Source organism: Mycobacterium sp. NPDC003323 (genome assembly GCF_053589535.1).
Genome location: NZ_JBSFSB010000004.1, coordinates 228,434 through 247,620 on the forward strand (window position 1 = coordinate 228,434; position 19,187 = coordinate 247,620).

The 19,187-nt window shown below is 66.1% G+C and carries 20 protein-coding genes; 11 read left to right on the top strand and 9 right to left on the bottom strand.

Going from position 1 to position 19,187, the window contains the following annotated elements:
• Positions 1 to 49: 49 nt before the first annotated feature.
• The 5 genes from sigM to ACWDUN_RS13290 all read left to right on the top strand — a co-directional run bounded on the left by sigM (position 50) and on the right by ACWDUN_RS13290 (position 4,066).
• Positions 50 to 610 (top strand): RNA polymerase sigma factor SigM, encoded by a 561-nt coding sequence (gene sigM, locus ACWDUN_RS13270; RefSeq protein WP_449929245.1) that lies wholly within the window; start codon positions 50 to 52, stop codon positions 608 to 610.
• 7 nt (positions 611 to 617) lie between these two features.
• Positions 618 to 1,340 carry a hypothetical protein gene (locus tag ACWDUN_RS13275; protein WP_449929247.1) on the top strand — a complete coding sequence of 241 codons (723 nt, stop codon included), beginning with the start codon at positions 618 to 620 and terminating at the stop codon, positions 1,338 to 1,340.
• An 81-nt stretch (positions 1,341 to 1,421) separates the two neighbouring features.
• Positions 1,422 to 2,384: a thioredoxin-disulfide reductase gene (gene trxB, locus ACWDUN_RS13280; RefSeq protein ID WP_449929249.1), complete on the top strand. Its 963-nt coding sequence runs from the start codon at positions 1,422 to 1,424 to the stop codon at positions 2,382 to 2,384.
• A 10-nt stretch (positions 2,385 to 2,394) separates the two neighbouring features.
• A complete protein-coding gene (trxA, locus tag ACWDUN_RS13285; protein WP_449929251.1) occupies positions 2,395 to 2,730 on the top strand; it encodes a thioredoxin in 336 nt (111 codons plus the stop codon).
• A gap of 121 nt (positions 2,731 to 2,851) precedes the next feature.
• Positions 2,852 to 4,066: an N-acetylmuramoyl-L-alanine amidase gene (locus ACWDUN_RS13290; protein ID WP_449929253.1), complete on the top strand. Its 1,215-nt coding sequence runs from the start codon at positions 2,852 to 2,854 to the stop codon at positions 4,064 to 4,066.
• 8 nt (positions 4,067 to 4,074) lie between these two features.
• Here the strand turns inward: ACWDUN_RS13290 and ACWDUN_RS13295 are convergent, their stop codons facing one another.
• From ACWDUN_RS13295 to rpmH, 9 genes are all read right to left on the bottom strand, one after another.
• Positions 4,075 to 4,821: an acetyltransferase gene (locus ACWDUN_RS13295; protein ID WP_449929255.1), complete on the bottom strand. Its 747-nt coding sequence runs from the start codon at positions 4,819 to 4,821 to the stop codon at positions 4,075 to 4,077.
• A 238-nt stretch (positions 4,822 to 5,059) separates the two neighbouring features.
• Positions 5,060 to 6,061, bottom strand: a complete 1,002-nt coding sequence (locus ACWDUN_RS13300) for a ParB/RepB/Spo0J family partition protein (RefSeq protein ID WP_449929257.1) — start codon at positions 6,059 to 6,061, stop codon at positions 5,060 to 5,062.
• Between the two features lie 37 nt (positions 6,062 to 6,098).
• Complete coding sequence (locus tag ACWDUN_RS13305) at positions 6,099 to 7,022, bottom strand: AAA family ATPase (RefSeq protein WP_449929259.1); 924 nt, start codon at positions 7,020 to 7,022, stop codon at positions 6,099 to 6,101.
• Complete coding sequence (gene rsmG / locus ACWDUN_RS13310) at positions 7,019 to 7,702, bottom strand: 16S rRNA (guanine(527)-N(7))-methyltransferase RsmG (protein WP_449929261.1); 684 nt, start codon at positions 7,700 to 7,702, stop codon at positions 7,019 to 7,021. Before rsmG ends, ACWDUN_RS13305 begins: the two co-directional genes overlap by 4 nt.
• 74 nt (positions 7,703 to 7,776) lie before the next feature.
• Complete coding sequence (locus ACWDUN_RS13315; protein WP_449929263.1) at positions 7,777 to 8,334, bottom strand: Jag family protein; 558 nt, start codon at positions 8,332 to 8,334, stop codon at positions 7,777 to 7,779.
• Positions 8,335 to 8,405: 71 nt separating this feature from the next.
• Entirely contained in the window at positions 8,406 to 9,479 is a 1,074-nt protein-coding gene (gene yidC, locus ACWDUN_RS13320; RefSeq protein ID WP_449929545.1) for a membrane protein insertase YidC, read from the bottom strand.
• 43 nt (positions 9,480 to 9,522) lie between these two features.
• A complete protein-coding gene (yidD, locus tag ACWDUN_RS13325) occupies positions 9,523 to 9,753 on the bottom strand; it encodes a membrane protein insertion efficiency factor YidD (RefSeq protein WP_449929265.1) in 231 nt (76 codons plus the stop codon).
• 50 nt (positions 9,754 to 9,803) lie between these two features.
• On the bottom strand, positions 9,804 to 10,193 hold the full coding sequence (rnpA, locus tag ACWDUN_RS13330) for a ribonuclease P protein component (RefSeq protein ID WP_449929267.1): 390 nt from the start codon (positions 10,191 to 10,193) through the stop codon (positions 9,804 to 9,806).
• 21 nt (positions 10,194 to 10,214) lie between these two features.
• Entirely contained in the window at positions 10,215 to 10,358 is a 144-nt protein-coding gene (gene rpmH / locus ACWDUN_RS13335) for a 50S ribosomal protein L34 (protein WP_073695092.1), read from the bottom strand.
• Positions 10,359 to 10,946: 588 nt separating this feature from the next.
• On the opposite strand from rpmH, the gene dnaA reads away from it, so the two are divergent.
• From dnaA to gyrB, 6 genes are all read left to right on the top strand, one after another.
• The gene (gene dnaA / locus ACWDUN_RS13340; protein WP_449929277.1) at positions 10,947 to 12,434 is read left to right on the top strand and encodes a chromosomal replication initiator protein DnaA; all 1,488 of its coding nucleotides are present in this window, start codon (positions 10,947 to 10,949) and stop codon (positions 12,432 to 12,434) included.
• Positions 12,435 to 12,996: 562 nt separating this feature from the next.
• Positions 12,997 to 14,196, top strand: a complete 1,200-nt coding sequence (gene dnaN, locus ACWDUN_RS13345) for a DNA polymerase III subunit beta (protein ID WP_449929279.1) — start codon at positions 12,997 to 12,999, stop codon at positions 14,194 to 14,196.
• 21 nt (positions 14,197 to 14,217) lie between these two features.
• Entirely contained in the window at positions 14,218 to 15,111 is an 894-nt protein-coding gene (gene gnd, locus ACWDUN_RS13350; protein ID WP_449929281.1) for a phosphogluconate dehydrogenase (NAD(+)-dependent, decarboxylating), read from the top strand.
• Positions 15,112 to 15,135: 24 nt separating this feature from the next.
• Positions 15,136 to 16,296, top strand: a complete 1,161-nt coding sequence (recF, locus tag ACWDUN_RS13355) for a DNA replication/repair protein RecF (RefSeq protein WP_449929282.1) — start codon at positions 15,136 to 15,138, stop codon at positions 16,294 to 16,296.
• Positions 16,293 to 16,853 carry a DUF721 family protein gene (locus tag ACWDUN_RS13360; protein ID WP_449929284.1) on the top strand — a complete coding sequence of 187 codons (561 nt, stop codon included), beginning with the start codon at positions 16,293 to 16,295 and terminating at the stop codon, positions 16,851 to 16,853. The genes recF and ACWDUN_RS13360 overlap by 4 nt, the downstream gene beginning before the upstream one ends.
• A 286-nt stretch (positions 16,854 to 17,139) precedes the next feature.
• Entirely contained in the window at positions 17,140 to 19,167 is a 2,028-nt protein-coding gene (gene gyrB, locus ACWDUN_RS13365; RefSeq protein WP_449929285.1) for a DNA topoisomerase (ATP-hydrolyzing) subunit B, read from the top strand.
• Positions 19,168 to 19,187: the final 20 nt, after the last annotated feature.

Sequence of the window (19,187 nt, forward strand, 5' to 3'; positions counted from 1 at the left end):
CGCAAAAGAGATGTCGGGAACGGGTCGCGGCGCTGCCTAGTGTTCGGCTGTGGGGGAATTCACCGAGCACCACCGCACCGATGAGCAGTTGCTGGCCGCACACGTCGCCGGTGACCGGTTCGCTTTCGAGGAACTGTTCCACCGCTACGAACCCCAGCTGTACCGGATGGCGCACATCACCACCCGATGCCCCGATGACGCCCGCGACGCCCTGCAGGAGGCGATGTTGTCGGCGCATTGCGGCGCCGCCGGCTTCCGGCACGACTGCTCGGTGCGCAGTTGGCTGTACCGCATCGTCGTGAACGCCTGCCTGGATCGGTTGCGCAAACACAAATCGCATCCGACCACCCCGCTGGACCCCATGAGCGGCGGTCTCACCGGGGACCCGACACCGCGGGTGGACACCGCGATCGTGATCGAGCGGGCGCTGATGCGGCTGCCCCTGGAACAACGCGCCGCCGTCGTCGCCGTCGACATGCAGGGCTTCTCGGTCGCCGAGACCGCGCAATTGCTCGGCATCCCGGAGGGCACCGTCAAGAGCCGATGCGCCCGGGCCCGCGCCAAACTGGCCGCCACCCTGGGCTACCTGCAGACACCCGTCGCGCCATGATGGTCTGGTGCACAGCCAGCCCGGTGAGCCCGCCGAACCGGTCACCGCGACCGAACTCGCCGACCTACAGGCCGGATTGCTCGATGACGCGACCGCGGCCCAGGTGCGCAGTCGGGTGCGCACCGATCCCGAGGCCGCTCACACCATGGCCGCGCTCGACCGGGTCCGCAGGGAACTCGGTCAACTCCGCGACGCCCCGGCCCCACCGGCCCCGGCCGAGGTCAGCGCGTCCGTCGCGGCGGCCCTGCGCGGTGAGCATCGCGTGCTGCCGCCCGATGGTGCGCCACGTCGACACGCGGCTCGCCCTCCGATGCGGCGTGCCGGGGCGATCATCGGCGTCGGGGCCGCGCTGGCGGCCGCCGTTATCGGGGTGTTCGCGCTCTCGGGTGGCGACGAACCGCGCCGCCCGGCGTTTCGCACCGACGGGCCGACAGCTGAGCACATCACGGTATCCGGCACCGGATCGGCGATACCGCTGCCCGTAGCCGCCATCCATGCCCTGCTGATCCGCCCGCCCGACCTGCGCGCCCTCGCCGATCCCCGCCGCTGCCTGAGCGATATCGGGTACCCCGCCGAGACCGCCATCCTGGGGGCCCAGCAGGTGCCCGACGGCGTTCTGTTGGTGCTGCCCGGACCGGCGGTCGAGGAGGTGACGGTGGTCGTCGTGACCGGCGGTTGCCCGGCCGGCGGTTCGGCGATCACGGCCCGCACGGTGCTGCCACGGCCCTAACCGGACGGCCGGGAACACCCACGCCTACGCTGGTGTTTGAACACACGCCGTCGCTACGGCAGAAAGGCCGGGATATCCACGATGTCCACCACTTCCCAGGACACGTCCCCCATCCACGACGTGATCATCATCGGCTCCGGCCCGGCCGGGTACACCGCCGCGGTGTACACCGCCCGCGCGCAACTGAAGCCGCTGGTGTTCGAAGGCATCTCGTTCGGTGGTGCGCTGATGACCACCACCGAGGTCGAGAACTACCCGGGTTTCCGGGACGGCATCACCGGTCCGAATCTGATGGAGGAGATGCGTGAGCAGGCCCTGCGCTTCGGCGCGGATCTGCGCATGGAGGATGTCGACGCCGTCGATCTGAGCGGGCCGATCAAGACCGTCACGGTCGGCGACGAGACGCACCGCGCCAAGTCGGTGATCCTCGCCATGGGGGCCGCCGCCCGCCAGCTCGGCATCCCGGGTGAGCAGGAGCGCATCGGGCTCGGTGTGAGCACCTGTGCCACCTGTGACGGATTCTTCTTCCGCGACCAGGACATCGCAGTGGTCGGTGGCGGCGACTCGGCCATGGAGGAAGCCATCTTCTTGACCAAGTTCGCCCGCACCGTGACGCTGATCCACCGCCGCGACGAGTTCCGCGCATCGAAGATCATGCTGGAACGGGCCAAGGCCAACGAGAAGATCACCATCCTCACCAACACCGCGGTCACCGAGATCGAGGGCGACCCGAAGGTCACCGGAATCCGCTTGCGCGACACGGTAACCGACGAAGAGTCCAAGCTCGCCGTGACGGGTGTCTTCGTCGCGATCGGTCACATCCCGCGCTCGGATCTGGTGCGTGGACAGGTCGGCGTGGACGACGACGGCTACGTCGAGGTCATCGGCCGTACCACCGCCACATCGGTCGAAGGTGTCTTTGCCGCAGGCGATCTCGTGGACCACACCTACCGACAGGCCATCACCGCCGCCGGTTCCGGATGCTCGGCGGCAATCGACACCGAGCGCTGGCTGACCGAATTCCCTGCTCCCACCGAAGATTAGGAGAAGTTTGATGGCTGAGAACTCCGCGACCGTCGCGGTCACCGACGACTCGTTCCAGCAGGACGTGCTGTCCAGCTCCACCCCGGTGCTCGTCGACTTCTGGGCCACCTGGTGCGGTCCGTGCAAGATGGTCGCCCCGGTGCTGGAGGAGATCGCCACGGAGAAGTCCGGTGACCTCAAGGTCGCCAAGATCGACGTGGATGCCAATCCGGCGACCGCGCGCGACTTCCAGGTGGTGTCGATTCCCACGCTGATCCTGTTCAAGGACGGACAGCCGGTCAAGCGCATCGTCGGGGCCAAGGGCAAGGCCGCCCTGCTCCGCGAGATCGCCGACGATCTGGCCTGATCGTCGGCCTCGCGGCGGCCCCCGCCGCCGAACCACACGCCGGGGTTTTCCGGATTTTCGCCGTCATCTGAGACAATGCTGTCTGTCCGGACGGTCGCTGCGGTCGTCGTGACGGGGGTGAATGTTGTCTGAAAGGCCTGGTATGTCGATTCTGCGTCGCGGTGATCGCGGAAGCGCGGTCATCGAGATCCGGGCGGCACTGGCCGGCCTCGGGCTGATCGACAGCCCGGATGCCGATCCCACCACCGGCCGCCACGTCGCCGTCGATGTGTTCGACGACGATCTCGACCATGCGGTGCGGGCCTTCCAGCAGCACCGCGGCCTGCTCGTCGACGGTATGGTCGGCGAGGCGACCGCGCGTGCCCTGCGCGAGGCGTCCTATCAGCTCGGAGCCCGTACCCTGTCGCACCAGTTCGGTGCGCCGATGTACGGCGACGATGTCGCCACCCTGCAGGCCCGGCTACAGGATCTCGGGTTCTACACCGGTCTGGTGGACGGGCACTTCGGGTTGCAGACCCACAACGCGCTGATGTTCTTCCAGCGCGAGTACGGTCTGTTCCCCGACGGTATCTGCGGTCCGGAGACCCTGCGTTCGCTCTACTTCCTCGGTTCGCGGGTGACCGGCGGATCGCCGCATGCCATCCGCGAGGAGGAGCTGGTGCGCCGCTCCGGACCGCGGCTGTCGGGCAAGCGGGTGATCATCGATCCGGGTCGCGGCGGATCGGACCTCGGCGCCATCATCGCCGGGCCCGAAGGCCCGGTCAGCGAAGCAGACATCTTGTGGGACTTGGCAAGTCGGCTCGAAGGCCGGATGACCGCCATCGGCATGGACACCTTCCTGTCTCGCCCGGTGCACCACAGCCCCTCGGATGCCGAGCGTGCGGCGACCGCCAACACCGTCGGTGCCGACCTGATGATCAGCCTGCGGTGCACCGGCCACGTCAGCCCCACCGCCAGTGGTGTGGCGTCCTTCCACTTCGGTAATTCGCACGGTTCGGTGTCGACCATCGGCCGTAATCTGGCTGATTTCATCCAGCGAGAGCTGGTGGCGCGCACCGGATCCCGTGATTGCCGCGTGCACGGCCGGACCTGGGACCTGCTGCGCCTGACCCGGATGCCCACGGTGCAGGTGGATTTGGGCTACGTCACCAATCCGCACGATCGGACGCTGCTGGCCTCCGCGGCATCGCGCGACGCGATTGCCGAGGGCATGTTGGCCGCGGTCAAGCGGCTGTATCTGCTGGGCAAGAACGACCGGCCCACCGGCACGTTCACCTTCGCCGAACTGCTGGCCCACGAGCTCTCGGTCGAGGCCGGCCGGATGTCACCGGGCTGATCGGCCGCTCAGCCGACCGCCGCAGCACCCACCGGCGCCTGGATATGGGCGCTTTCCAACAGCCGCTCCAGCGCGGCTTCGACATCGGCCTTCCAGCCCAGGCCCTGTTCGAGTTCCAGGCGCAGCCGCGGGAAGTACGGATGTGGGGCCACCACCTCGAAACCCACCTCGGTGAGGAAGTCCGCGGACACCATGCATTGAGCGGCCGAACAGTCCCCCAGCGCCTCGACCACAGCCTGGATCTCGACCGTCATCGTCTGGGTGCACAGCTCGTCGGTCAAGGTCGTCCGCCCGAACGCCTCCAGGGCTCGGACTCCGCGACGCACCAAGTCCCCCACCACCGCGGTGATCAGCGCGTGCGGCAACCGTTCGCCATCATCGGATGCGTCGACCCCCAGCGACGTCAACAGCACGGCGTCGGCGCTGACCGGCCCGGTCGGGAAACGGCGCACCCGTGGCACCGCGCCGGGCGGTGCGTAGAAGGCGTACCCCAGACACGGTGCGTCGCTGAACACCTCGGGCCGATCGGGATCCTGCTCGCCGGGTAGCGCGGCACCCTGCAACGCGACCTGTGCGCACGAGCCCCACTCCAGCATCACCATCGACAGCCAGGCTTCTTTTTCGAACTCGGGGTCGGCCAGATGGTCCTCGCCTTGCACCGTGGTCGGGTCGACCTCCCAGAACACGCACCGCCGCGCGTGCTTGGGCAGCTGATCGAAGGCTTCAAGCCGAAGCGAGCTGATTCGCGCTGACACTCGTTTCCTCAACCTTCAGTTCTGGGAGCCCACGGACTTCCAGGATAGGCAACGCGGCGCTGCGGAGCCCAGTGCGGCGCCCGATGCCCGGGATTTCCGACTTTGATGTCAAACACGTTGTGAGACATGCCATCTCCGCTGGATACCGGATTTCTGCGGGTTGACGCGGCACCAGTGTCACAGTGACGTAATTCGCCGGTGTCACCGGTCATGGGAAAACCGCGCTGAAACGGCCCGTTCATGGCTTGGTGGAGTTCATCAGTTCGACGATGCGCTGCAGATCGTCCACCGATCCGAACTCGACGACGATCTTGCCCTTACGCTTGCCCAGGCTCACCGTCACGCGGGTGTCGAAGGCGGTGGAGAGTTGCTCGGCGACATCCTGCAGCCCCGGCATCTGGATCGGCTTGCGGCGCGGTGCCGGCGGTTCGGCCGGACCGTTGCGATTGGCCAGGGTGACGGCCTCCTCGGTGGCCCGCACCGAGAGTCCCTCGGCGACGATCCGGGCCGCGAGCTCCTCCTGCTTCTCCGGTCCACCCTCCAACGACAGCAGCGCGCGCGCATGACCGGCCGACAGGACGCCGGCGGCGACGCGACGCTGCACCGCGATGGGCAGACGCAACAACCGGATCATGTTGGAGATCAGCGGCCGGGATCGGCCGATCCGGGACGCCAGTTCATCGTGGGTGACCCCGAACTCATCGAGCAGCTGCTGATAGGCGGCGGCCTCTTCCAAAGGGTTCAGCTGGGCGCGGTGGATGTTCTCCAGCAACGCGTCCCGCAACATGCTGTCATCGGCCGTCTCGCGGACGATCGCGGGGATCGCCGTCAGACCGGCCTCCTGGGAGGCGCGCCAGCGGCGCTCCCCCATCACCAGCTGATAGCGCGGCGCACCATCGTCGGCGGTCAGTGCGCGCACGACGATCGGCTGCATGACGCCGAATTCCTTGATCGAATGCACCAGTTCAGACAGTGCTTCTTCATCGAAGACCTGTCGGGGCTGGCGCGGATTCGGTTCGATGTGCTGCGGGTCGATCTCGCGGTACACCGCGCCGAACTCGGCGACGGCAGCCACTTCGGCCGCGGTCGGCTCGGCCGGTGCGGGCGCCCCGCCCATCAAGACATCGGCGGCGCTGTCACCGATGCGCGGGGCGCCGAGCGCCTCGCCTTCGGCGGGTCCGGTCGGGATCAGCGATGCCAACCCTCGTCCCAGTCCGCTGCGCTTCTTCGCTTGGCTCATCGCCGGCTCCTCCCGATGTACTGCTGTCCTACCCGTGTCACTTGGCTTGGCGTCCGCGTTCGGCGATCTCGCGGCTGGCGTCCAAGTAGCTCATCGCACCGCGGGATCCCGGATCGTAATCCAGGATGGTCATGCCGTAACCCGGCGCCTCGGACACTTTGACGCTGCGCGGAATGACGGTCCGCAGCACCTTCTCGCCGAAGTGGGCGCGCACGTCCTCGGCCACCTGATCCGCCAACCGGGTGCGGCCGTCGTACATCGTCAGCACCACGGTGGTCACGTCGAGTTCGGGATTGAGGTGTGCCTTCACCATCTCGATATTGCGCAGCAACTGCCCGACACCCTCCAGCGCGTAGTACTCGCACTGGATCGGGATGAGTACCTCGGGCGCGGCGACGAGCGCATTGATGGTGAGTAGCCCGAGCGAGGGTGGGCAGTCGATGAAAACGTAATCGAAGTTGTGCTCGCGCAGTCCGGCCAGCGCCGAACGCAACCGACCCTCGCGCGCCACCATGCTGACCAACTCGATCTCCGCGCCGGCCAGGTCGATGGTCGCCGGCACGCAGTAGAGCCGATCGTTGTGCGGGCTGCGCTGCAGCGCCTCGGCCAACGGGATCTCACCGATCAGCACCTCATAGGACGACGGTGTCCCCTGCCGGTGCTCGATGCCGAGCGCGGTGCTGGCGTTGCCCTGCGGATCGAGGTCGATCACCAAAACCTGCAACCCCTGTCGCGCGAGCGCCGCCGCGACATTCACCGCGGTCGTCGTCTTGCCGACGCCGCCCTTCTGATTCGCGATGGTGAACACGCGTTGACGCTCGGGTCGCGGCAGTCCCCGCTCTCGGTTGTGTAGCAGTCGGCTGGCCCTTTCGGCCTCGGCAGCGATCGGGGTATCGACCGTCGGCCACGCGTCGGGCTCGGGCGTCCATGTTTCACGTGAAACATCGCGCTGGCCGGTCATCGCTTCCTCCTGCCGGGTCGCCCCGTCCTGTTGTCCACCGCTGCGCGTCGTGCGACGACCACGGTGGCGGGCGGATTCAAAAACTCCACGCCACATCTCACCACCCTCACCTCTGTCGCACCAAGCGAACGCAGCGTCCGCTCATGCGCCTCGACTTCCTCCACCGCTCGCTCCCCCTTCAGAGCCAGCATCCGGCCGCCCGTCCGCAACAGCGGAAGGCTCCAGCGCGACAATTTGTCCAACGGGGCGACCGCCCGCGATACCACTGCGTCCATCTCGCCGGCCTCGTCACGAACGGCGCGATCCTCGGCCCGGCCACGCACCACGGAGACTTCGATACCCAACTCCGCGATCGCCTCGCGCAGGAACTCGCTGCGTCGCAGCAGCGGTTCGATCAGCGTCACCTTCAGATCGGGGCGCGCCATCGCCAGCGGGATACCCGGCAACCCGGCGCCGCTACCGATATCGGCAACCCGCTCCCCCGGCTCGAACAACTCGGCCATGGCCGCGCTGTTGAGGATGTGGCGCTCCCACAAGCGGTCGACCTCCGCCGGTCCGATCAGACCGCGTTCGATCCCAGCCCCGGCCAGGATCTCTCCGTACCGCTGTGCGGTGGCCAACTGCTCGCCAAAGCAAAGAGCCGCCGCCTGGGGCGCCGGACTCAATTCACCATGTTTCACGTGAAACATCCTCCGGTTCGCTCCAGGACGACGGCCCCGAACACTGTCGCTCGAACTACATTCGTGTAACTCGCCTATGCCGGCAGCACGACGACGCGGCGCGACGGCTCGGCGCCCTCGCTCTCGCTGCGCACGCCGTCGACCGCCGCGACGGCGTCGTGCACGATCTTGCGCTCGAACGGCGTCATCGGCGCCAGTTCCTCGCGCTGACCGGACTCCAACACCTTGCGGGCGATCTTGTCACCCAACGCGGCGAGCTCGTCGCGACGACGCCGACGCCAGCGCGCGATGTCGAGCATCAGTCGGCTGCGCTCACCGGTCTTCTGGTGCACGGCCAGCCGAGTCAGCTCCTGCAGCGCGTCGAGCACCTCACCCTTGCGGCCGACCAGCTTGTTGAGGTCGTTGCCACCGTCGATGCTCACCACCGCGCGGTCACCCTCGACGTCCAGATCGATATCCCCGTCGAAGTCCAGCAGATCCAACAACTCTTCGAGATAGTCGCCGGCTATCTCGCCCTCGGCAACCAGACGGTCCTCCAGATCGTCCTCCACCGCGTCGGTCGCGTCGCGGCTCTCCGGGTCGGTGTCGGCGGACTCGGCGTCCGTGCGGTCGGTGATTTCTGCGTCAGTCATATCGGTGTTCTCCTTACTTGCCACGTCCGCCTCCGGTCTGTTACCGGGTCGATCGGCTCTCGGCTTGGCTTCTAGCGCTTGCGCTTGTTGGGTCGGCTGCCCGGCCGTGGGGTGTTCCCGGGCGCGCGTGAGGACGCTGCGTTCTTGGCGTTCTGGTTCTTGGGCGCGCTCTGGGTTCTGCCGCCCTTGCCCTCGGTGCTCTCCTGAGCCGACTCGGGCTCGGTCAGTTCCTTCGCCGACGACTCCGCATTCACCTCGGTCGTGGAGGAATCCTTGGCGGGTTTGCGGGCCTTGTTCGGCTTCGCCCCAGGAGCCGGCGCATTGGCCGCGCGCCGTTCCAGCGCCTCGACCTTCTTGGCTTCCTCTTCCTTCTCGATCTTGCCGAAGACGATGTGCTGCTGGCCGAAGGTCCAGATGTTGTTGGCGAACCAGTACAGGATCACGGCGAGCGGCAGGAACGGACCACCGACGACGACACCCAGCGGGAACACGTAGAGCGCCAGCTTGTTCATGATCGCGGTCTGCGGGTTGGCCGCCGCCTCGGGGCTCTGCCGGGCGATCGACGCGCGGCTGTTGAAGTAGGTCGCGATGCCGGCCAGGATCATGATCGGGACACCGACACCGATCACGGCAATGCGACTGAACTCGGTGAAGGCGTCCAGACCGCTGGTCTGGATCATCGTGGCGCCCAGCGGCGCGCCGAACAGATTGGCGTCCAGGAAGTGCGCCACGTCGGTGGGGCTGAAGAAGTAGTTACCGGTGGCGCGGTTCTGCTCCACCGAGAGCTGGATCTGGCCGAAGCCGCCCTGGGTCCGGTTGAATGACCGCAGCACATGGAACAGACCGATGAAGACCGGCACCTGCGCCAGCATCGGCAGGCAGCCGAGGATCGGGTTGAAGCCGTGTTCCTTCTGCAGCTTCTGCATCTCCAGCGCCATGCGCTGGCGGTCTTTTCCGTACTTCTTCTGCAGCGCCTTGATCTGCGGTTGCAGCTCCTGCATCTGCCGGGTGGTGCGGATCTGCTTGACGAACGGCTTGTAGAGGATGGCTCGGAGCGTGAACACCAGGAACATCACCGACAGGGCCCAGGCGAAGAAGTTCGAGGGCCCCAGCAAGAAGGCGAAGGCCTTGTACCAGATCCACATGATCCCCGAGACGGGGTAGTAGATGATGTCCAGGCTGAACCAGTTAAACAACAGAATCGCTCCTGACGACTTCTCGGGAAGTCTTACCGCCGGCCTTCTCGCCGCGCTCGGGTATCGGGTCCCATCCTCCGCGATGCCATGGACCGCACTTGGCCAGCCGGACCACGGCCAGCCAACCTCCGCGGATCAGACCCCACTCGGTCAGGGCATCCACCGCGTACTCGCTACAGGTGGGCATGAACCGGCACGACGGCAACCGAAGCGGTGAAATCATAGTGCGGTACAGATTGATCACGAAGATCACGCACCGGGCAGGAAAGCCCCTCACGATCGCGCCTGCCCTCGTGCGTGAGAACGCTGCTGAATACGTGCCAGTGCCGAGCGCAACTCCGACTCCAGGCGCGCCGAGAGCGCATCCCGGCTGCTCGGCAGGGCGCGGATCACCACTCGGTCCGACGATTCCAGACCTGAGGTTCCTTCGCATAGAAGGTGATAGGCGGCATGACGCAACCGGCGCGCGACACGGTGCCGTTGCACCGCCGTCCCCACCGATTTGGACACCACCAGACCTATCTTCGGACCGGCGACGTGAGCGTCGCCGGCCGCGTCGCGCCAGGCATGCACCACCAGATCCGGCTGGGCCACCCGTACGCCTTGCCGCACCGTGACACCGAAATCCGTAGACCGTGTCATCCGGTACTGGGCCGGAAGCACCGCCTCAGACCTCGCGTCGAATCACGCAGTCAGAGAACGGCGACCCTTGCCGCGGCGTGCAGACACGATCGCGCGACCGGCGCGCGTGCGCATCCGCAACCGGAAACCGTGCACACGGGCCCGGCGGCGGTTGTTCGGCTGAAAAGTCCGCTTGCCCTTGGCCACGGCTGTCTCTCCTCATTCGATGTGGTACCGACATCATCGACCGCCACGCATGTCATGGCAGACGAAGACGCAAGCACCGTTGGTAAGCTCATCCATCCTGCGTACTTAGCCGCTGCGGTATCCGGATCTGGTCCGGGACCCGGTAGCGGCCGTATCGCCACGTGTGGGCGACTGCTCGAGGGTACTGACGAGAATTGTCTGGGTCAAACCTGGCCAGACCCGCCCCGACCTCGCCGGAATCGCTCACCACGCGGCACAAAAGTCACATACGTCACCAACGATCCTCCGCCGCAGAAGAACCCGCTCGCAATGTTGCAGAACGGTTGGCACTCCGAGAGAAAACTGTTAGCTTCTGGCAATGCCGTCTTGTACCTGAGGCGGCGCCGGACACAGAGCGGGGACGACCACCGGCCGCGAGCCCACAGACCGCCATCGGAATGTGACGAGCTCCGACACACGGCATCCGCGCCACCAGATAACGCGACAACTGCTACTGACCGCTGTCCACAGGCTGTGGATAACCATGTGGACAGTTTGTTACTGTCGCCCCCGGGACATCCCGAGGAAGCCATGAGGGGGTAGGCGTCATTGACCGCGGACCCAGATTCCTCTTTCGTCACGGTCTGGAACAACGTCGTCGCCGAACTCAACGGTGAAACACCGTTCGGCGAGACCGTCAACGGCGGACCGCGCGAATCGACACTCTCCGCACAGCAGCGGGCCTGGCTGAAACTGGTCAAACCGCTGGTGATCACCGAGGGTTTCGCCCTGCTGTCCGTGCCGACCGCCTTCGTCCAGAACGAGATCGAACGCGGCCTGCGCGAACCGATCATCGCGGCGTTGAGCCGGCAGCTGGGCCAACGCGTCGAACTCGGGGTGCGCATCGCCACCCCCGAACCCGACGACGACCCGGAACCCGAGAACCCGCAGGACTCGGCGGATACCGAAGAGGTCGACGATGATCTCGAGGCGCTGGCCAGCGCGGAGGCCAGTTGGCCGTCGTATTTCAACCGGTCCCAACAGGCCGCCACCGCCAGCGACAACTCCGTCACCCTCAACCGGCGCTACACCTTCGAGACGTTCGTCATCGGATCCTCGAACCGGTTCGCGCACGCCGCCACGCTGGCCATCTCCGAGGCACCGGCACGGGCCTACAATCCGCTGTTCATCTGGGGTGAGTCCGGGCTGGGCAAGACCCACCTGCTGCACGCGGCCGGCAACTACGCGCAGCGCCTGTTCCCCGGCATGCGGGTGAAGTACGTCTCCACCGAGGAATTCACCAACGACTTCATCAACTCGCTGCGCGATGACCGCAAGGCGTCGTTCAAGCGCAGTTACCGCGATGTCGACATCCTGCTGGTCGATGACATCCAGTTCATCGAGGGCAAGGACGGTATCCAGGAAGAGTTCTTCCACACGTTCAACACCCTGCACAACGCCAACAAGCAGATCGTCATCTCCTCCGATCGCTCCCCCAAGCAGCTGGCCACCCTCGAGGACCGGCTGCGCACGCGGTTCGAATGGGGTCTGATCACCGATGTTCAGCCGCCCGAATTGGAGACCCGGATCGCGATCCTGCGCAAGAAGGCGCAGATGGACCGTCTCGATGTGCCCGACGACGTCCTCGAACTCATCGCCAGCCGCATCGAACGCAATATCCGCGAACTCGAGGGTGCGCTGATCCGGGTGACGGCCTTCGCCTCGCTGAGCAAGACCACCATCGACAAATCGCTGGCCGAGATCGTGCTGCGCGACCTGATCGCCGATACCAGCACCATGCAGATCAGCACCGCCACGATCATGGCCGCCACCGCCGAGTACTTCGAGACCAGCGTCGACGAACTGCGTGGGCCCGGTAAGACGCGTGCGCTGGCCCAGGCCCGTCAGATCGCCATGTACCTGTGCCGTGAGCTCACCGACCTGTCGCTACCGCGCATCGGTGAGGCCTTCGGCCGCGATCACACAACCGTCATGTACGCCGAGCGCAAGATCCGCGACGGAATGGCCGAACGACGTGAAATCTTCGATCACGTCAAGGAACTCACCACCCGGATCAAACAGCGCTCCAAGCGCTGACCGACCCTTTCAGAATCCGCTCGAGCCGCCGCGGTCGCGGCTCGGCGCCCTCTCGTGTGCCCCGTGAATGCCACCTTCGGCCGAAAAACTTTGGTCACTTCCGCATCGATATTCACAGTTCACCGGTGTGGATGAGGCTGTGCACAACCTGCGCGAAACCTCCGGGCAACCCGTTGTGCACTGCACAGCCGCGGACTTGTCCACAGTGGCGCCGAAACCATTCATGACTGCTCCACAACCGACCCACAGTCCGCCGCCGCCCGCCACCAGCACCAGCGCGGGTTCATCCACAGAATGCACAGCCCCTAATACTGTTGCTTTTATCTCTATGAAGTTCATCTTCTAAAAGCAGGCTGTTGGGGACAGAGCACCGCATGCCCGGTCGGCACCGGCCCGTGCCCTGTCCTCAGCCCGGGCGAATAGCTTTCAAGTTTGTCGCCGACGCTCTACGGTTGTGATTCGATACGCCGGTGCGGTCGCACACCAGAACGCGACTACGCTTTCGTGAGTACACGGGGAATCCGCTGCTTGATGCGTTGACGCGGTAGATCGAAGGGACGATATGGACGTGGTGACGACGAATGTTGGTCTCACCGATTTGAAGTTCCGTCTGGTGCGCGAGGATTTTGCCGACGCCGTCGCCTGGGTCGCACGCAGCCTGCCCAGCCGACCCACGGTCCCGGTCCTTGCCGGCGTGTTGCTCACCGGCTCCGACGACGGTCTGACCATCTCCGGATACGACTACGAGACCTCGGCCGAGGTCCGGGTCGCAGCTGAAATCGCCTCTCCGGGAAGCGTTTTGGTGTCGGGTCGGCTGTTGTCCGATATCACCAGGTCGCTGCCGGCCAAACCGGTCGATGTCACGGTCGAGGGCACCCGGGTGTCGCTGAGCTGCGGCAGCGCACGTTTCTCGTTGCCGACGATGGCCGTCGAGGACTACCCGTCGCTGCCCGCCCTGCCGGACGAGACCGGGGTGGTCTCCGCTGATCTGTTCGGGCAGGCGATCGGTCAGGTCGCCGTCGCCGCAGGTCGCGACGACACGCTGCCCATGTTGACCGGCATCCGCGTCGAAATTTCCGGTGACAAGGTCGTTTTGGCCGCCACCGACCGATTCCGGCTGGCGGTCCGCGAGCTCACCTGGTCGACCGATTCGGCAGGGGTCGAGGCCGCGGTCCTGGTCCCGGCAAAGACGTTGTCCGAGGCCGCCAAGACCGGTACCGATGGCACCGAGGTGCATCTGGCACTCGGCGCCGGACCCTCGGTCGGCAAGGAAGGCCTGCTCGGTATCCGCAGCAACGGCAAGCGCACGACCACTCGGCTGCTCGACGCCGAGTTCCCGAAGTTCCGCCAGCTGCTGCCCACCGAGCACACCGCCATCGCGACCGTCGGCGTGGCCGAGCTCACCGAGGCGATCAAGCGTGTGGCCCTGGTGGCCGACCGCGGCGCCCAGGTCCGCATGGAGTTCAGTGGCGACGGCCTGCGATTGTCGGCCGGCGCCGACGATGTCGGGCGCGCCGAGGAAGACCTGCAGGTGGAGTTCGCCGGTGAGCCGCTGACCATCGCCTTCAACCCGACGTATCTCACCGACGGACTGGGTTCGCTGCATTCGGAGCGCGTGACGTTCGGGTTCACGACACCGAGCCGTCCCGCGGTCCTGCGCCCGGCAGGGGACAATGACGGTGAGGTCGGTTCGTCGGGCCCGTTCCCGGCCGCGCAGACCGATTACGTCTATTTGTTGATGCCGGTGCGGCTCCCGGGCTGACCGGCCTAGGAGGGACGCGTTATGCAGTTGGGTTTGGTCGGCCTGGGCAAGATGGGCTTCAACATGCGGGAACGCCTGCGTGCCGGGGGCCACGAGGTGATCGGTTACGATCCGCGTCCGGAAGTCACCGATGTCCCGACGTTGGCGGCGTTGACAAAGGCGCTCACCGGACCGCGTGTGGTGTGGGTGATGGTGCCCTCCGGTGAGATCACCCGCCAGACCATCGCCGAACTCGCCGACGTGCTCTCGGTGGGCGATCTCGTCATCGACGGCGGCAACTCGCGCTACACCGAGGATGGCCCACACGCAAAACTACTGGGCGACAAGGGTATTTCCTTCATCGATGCGGGCGTGTCCGGCGGTATCTGGGGGCTGACCGAGGGTTACGGCCTGATGGTCGGCGGCAGTGACGCCGATATCGACCGCGCCATGCCGATCTTCGACACGTTGCGTCCGGCCGGTGAGAAGGCCGACGGATTCGTGCACGCCGGACCCGTGGGCGCCGGCCACTTCACCAAGATGGTGCACAACGGCGTCGAGTATGCACTGATGACGGCCTATGCCGAGGGATACGAGATGCTGGCCGCCGAGGAGCTGGTCAAGGACCCGCAAGCGGTGTACCAGGCGTGGACCAACGGCACCGTGGTGCGGTCATGGTTGCAGCAACTGCTGGCCAAGGCGCTCAAGGAAGACCCGGGCCTGGCCAACATCTCCGGCTACACCGATGATTCGGGTGAGGGCCGCTGGACGGTGGAGGAGGCCATCCGGCTGCGGGTGCCGGTGCCCAGCATCGCCGCCTCCCTGTTCGCGAGATTCCTCTCTCGACAGGACGATTCGCCCACCATGAAAGCCGTTGCCGCCCTGCGCAACCAGTTCGGTGGACATGCGGTCAAGCGGATATCGGAGTCCGGCTGAGGGCCGGAATTGGTGGGATAGCTCTTGTACGTTCGCCATCTGGCACTGACCGACTTCCGATCTTGGCCGCGGGTCGACCTCGAGCTCGGCCCCGGACAGACCGTGTTCGTGGCGCCCAACGGTTACGGGAAGACGAATCTGGTTGAAGCGCTGTGGTATTCGGCGACCCTGGGTTCGCATCGGGTGGCCAATGACGCCCCGCTGATCAGAGCCGGTGCCGAACGGGCGGTGGTGTCGACGATCATCGCCAACGACGGCCGCGAACTCGCGGTCGATCTCGAGATCACCACCGGACGCGCGAACAAGGCCCGGTTGAACCGATCGCCGGTGCGCAGTCCGCGGGAGATACTCGGGGTGCTGCGCGCGGTGTTGTTCGCGCCCGAGGATCTGGCCCTGGTGCGCGGCGACCCCGCCGAACGTCGACGCTTCATGGATGAGGTGGCCACCTCCCGACGCCCCCGGATCGCGGCGGTGCGCGCCGACTATGACAAGGTGCTGCGGCAGCGGACCGCGCTGCTCAAGACGGCCGGTCCGGCCCGCCACCGCGGGGACAGCAGCGTCCTGGACACCCTCGAGGTGTGGGACGGACACTTGGCATCGCATGGTGCACAGCTGATTTCGGCACGTGTCGATCTGGTCAACCAGCTCGGACCCGAGGTCGAGAAGGCCTATCAACTACTTGCGCCGGCCTCTCGACCCGCCGCAATCCGGTACCGCAGCAGTGTGGACACCGTCGAGGCCGAGGCCGCGCACGCCACGGTGGATCCCGACGTCTACGAGGCCGCTCTGCTCGCCGAATGTGCCCGAAAGCGCAGTGCCGAGTTGGAACGTGGCGTATGTCTGGTCGGTCCACACCGCGATGATCTCGAGCTACGCCTCGGGGATCAACCGGCAAAGGGTTTCGCCAGCCACGGCGAATCATGGTCAATGGCACTGGGTCTGCGCCTGGCCGCCTATGAACTACTGCGTGCCGAGGGCACCGACCCGGTGCTGCTGCTCGACGACGTGTTCGCCGAACTGGACAGTGCGCGCCGGCAGGCGCTGGCCAAGGTTGCCGCCTCGGCCGAGCAGGTGCTGATCACCGCGGCGGTGCCCGAGGACCTGCCCGCGGACTGGGATGTCCGCCGTATCGAGGTCACCATGCGTGATGCCGACACCGGGCGGATCTCGGAGCTGGTCTCATGACGGGGGACCGTGACGACGAACAGGGCCCGCCCGAGCATCTCGAGGGCCTGCCCGGCATGGACATGGTGCGCCGTGCGCTGGAGGAGGCCCGCGGCGCCGCGCGCAGTCAGGGCAAGGATGTCGGCCGGGGCCGTTCGGTCCCGGCCCCGCGGCCTGCCGCCGGCACCGGCCGCCGCCGCTGGTCCGGTCCGGGACCCGATGCACGCGATCCCCAGACGTTCAGCGCGGCCACCCGCGACCTGGCCCGCACCAGGGGCTGGACCAGACAGGTCGCCGAGGGTGCGGTGCTCGGCCAGTGGACGACGGTGGTCGGCGAGCAGATCGCCGATCACGCGGTGCCGGTCGGGTTGCGTGACGGCGTGCTGACGGTGTCGGCCGAGTCGACCGCATGGGCGACCCAGTTGCGGATGGTCCAGGCCCAGTTGCTGGCCAAGATCGCGGCCGCAGTCGGCGACGGGGTGGTGACCTCGCTGAAGATCCAGGGGCCCACGGCGCCGTCGTGGCGAAAGGGCAAGTACAACGTGCCCGGCCGCGGCCCGCGCGACACCTACGGCTGAGCGCCCCTCCTCGGCGACCGTGCGTGTCTGTTGCCCAACACGCCGTCGTCGGGCAGGAGTTTGCGCACGCTCGAGACGGTGCACTGAGACCGCCGAGACGCCGGAAATCGGCCGTCTTGAGCGTCCTGACTTTCGGATAGGCCGAAAATTCCGCGCACGGCGCAGTTAGATAGGTGAAAACGCCGCCGCAGAATCAGTCCTGACGGTACCTAGCGGTAGACTGTGGGGAGCTTTTGCAGGCGGTGACGGAACCGCCTCAGCGCAACCCCAAGGAGACGCGTCCAACGTGGCTGCCCAAGACAAGAACGCTCCGGCCGAATACGGCGCCGATTCGATCAAGGTACTCGAAGGCCTGGAAGCGGTCCGCAAGCGACCGGGCATGTACATCGGGTCCACCGGCGAGCGCGGTCTACACCACCTGATCTGGGAGGTTGTCGACAACGCCGTCGATGAGGCGATGGCGGGGTTCGCCACCAAGGTCGATGTCCGCATCCTCGACGACGGCGGTGTCCAGGTCACCGATGACGGTCGCGGTATCCCGGTGGCCATGCACGCGACCGGCATCCCGACCGTCGACGTCGTCATGACGGTGCTGCACGCCGGCGGCAAGTTCGAAGAGGGCGCCTATCAGGTGTCCGGCGGTCTGCACGGCGTGGGCGTCTCGGTTGTCAACGCGCTGTCGACCCGGCTCGAGGCCGATATCCACAAGGACGGTTTCGAGTGGCACCAGACCTACGACCGGTCGGTGCCCGGGACGCTACGCAAGGGCGAGCCCTCGAAGAAGACCGGGACGACCATCCGATTCTGGGCCGATCCCGACATCTTCGAGACCACCACCTATGACTTCGAGACCATCGCCCGGCGCCTGCAGGAGATGGCTTTCCTGAACAAGGGGTTGACCATCGAGTTGACCGACGAACGGGTCACCGCCGAAGAGGTCGTCGACGAGATCGTCAGCGATCACGCCGAGGCACCGAAGTCCGCCGAGGAGAAGGCGGCCGAGGATGCCGCGCCGCAGAAGGTCAAGCACCGGGTGTTCCACTACCCCGGCGGCCTGGTCGATTTCGTCAAGCACATCAACCGCACCAAGACTTCGATCCAGCCCAGCGTCATCGACTTCGACGGTAAGGGTGAGGGCCACGAGGTCGAGATCGCGATGCAGTGGAATGCCGGCTATTCCGAGTCGGTGCACACCTTTGCCAACACCATCAACACCCATGAGGGTGGTACCCACGAAGAGGGTTTCCGCGCGGCCCTGACCACGGTGGTCAACAAGTACGCCAAGGACAAGAAGCTGCTCAAGGACAAGGATCCCAACCTCACCGGTGACGATATCCGCGAGGGCTTGGCGGCGGTCATCTCGGTGAAGGTGTCCCAGCCGCAGTTCGAGGGTCAGACCAAGACCAAGCTCGGCAACACCGAGGTCAAGTCGTTCGTGCAGAAGATCTGCAACGAGGAGCTGCAGCACTGGTTCGACGCCAACCCGGCCGAGGCCAAAACCGTGGTGAACAAGGCGGTTTCGTCGGCGCAGGCACGCATCGCGGCGCGCAAAGCGCGTGAGCTGGTGCGGCGCAAGAGCGCCACGGACATCGGCGGACTGCCCGGCAAGCTCGCCGACTGCCGCTCCACGGATCCGGAGAAGTCCGAACTGTACGTGGTGGAGGGTGATTCCGCAGGCGGCTCGGCCAAGAGTGGTCGAGACTCGATGTTCCAGGCGATCCTGCCGTTGCGCGGCAAGATCATCAATGTCGAGAAGGCCCGTATCGACCGGGTGCTGAAGAACACCGAGGTCCAGGCGATCATCACCGCGCTCGGTACCGGTATCCACGACGAGTTCGACATCGCCAAGCTGCGCTATCACAAGATCGTGCTGATGGCCGACGCCGACGTCGACGGTCAGCACATTTCGACCCTGCTGCTCACCCTGCTGTTCCGTTTCATGAAACCGCTTGTGGAGAACGGGCACATCTTCCTGGCCCAGCCGCCGCTGTACAAGCTCAAGTGGCAGCGCAGCGAGCCCGAGTTCGCCTACTCCGATCGTGAACGCGACGGTCTGCTCGAGGCAGGGCGGGCGGCGGGTAAGAAGATCAACGCCGAGGACGGTATCCAGCGCTACAAGGGTCTGGGTGAGATGGACGCCAAGGAGCTGTGGGAGACCACCATGGATCCCTCGGTCCGGGTGCTGCGCCAGGTCACGCTCGACGACGCCGCGGCGGCCGACGAGCTGTTCTCCATTCTGATGGGTGAGGACGTCGAGGCACGCCGCAGCTTCATCACCCGTAATGCGAAAGACGTTCGTTTCCTTGATGTTTAAGCATCTGACGGCTTAGGACT

Bases quoted from the DNA above. Each gene is read 5' to 3' on its own strand.
- trxB (WP_449929249.1), top strand. From the start codon at position 1,422: ATGTCCACCACTTCCCAGGACACGTCCCCCATCCACGACGTGATCATC.
- trxA (WP_449929251.1), top strand. From the start codon at position 2,395: ATGGCTGAGAACTCCGCGACCGTCGCGGTCACCGACGACTCGTTCCAG.
- ACWDUN_RS13290 (WP_449929253.1), top strand. From the start codon at position 2,852: ATGTTGTCTGAAAGGCCTGGTATGTCGATTCTGCGTCGCGGTGATCGC.
- ACWDUN_RS13300 (WP_449929257.1), bottom strand. From the start codon at position 6,061: ATGAGCCAAGCGAAGAAGCGCAGCGGACTGGGACGAGGGTTGGCATCG.
- ACWDUN_RS13305 (WP_449929259.1), bottom strand. From the start codon at position 7,022: ATGACCGGCCAGCGCGATGTTTCACGTGAAACATGGACGCCCGAGCCC.
- ACWDUN_RS13315 (WP_449929263.1), bottom strand. From the start codon at position 8,334: ATGACTGACGCAGAAATCACCGACCGCACGGACGCCGAGTCCGCCGAC.
- yidC (WP_449929545.1), bottom strand. From the start codon at position 9,479: ATGTGGATCTGGTACAAGGCCTTCGCCTTCTTGCTGGGGCCCTCGAAC.
- yidD (WP_449929265.1), bottom strand. From the start codon at position 9,753: ATGATTTCACCGCTTCGGTTGCCGTCGTGCCGGTTCATGCCCACCTGT.
- dnaN (WP_449929279.1), top strand. From the start codon at position 12,997: ATGGACGTGGTGACGACGAATGTTGGTCTCACCGATTTGAAGTTCCGT.
- gnd (WP_449929281.1), top strand. From the start codon at position 14,218: ATGCAGTTGGGTTTGGTCGGCCTGGGCAAGATGGGCTTCAACATGCGG.
- ACWDUN_RS13360 (WP_449929284.1), top strand. From the start codon at position 16,293: ATGACGGGGGACCGTGACGACGAACAGGGCCCGCCCGAGCATCTCGAG.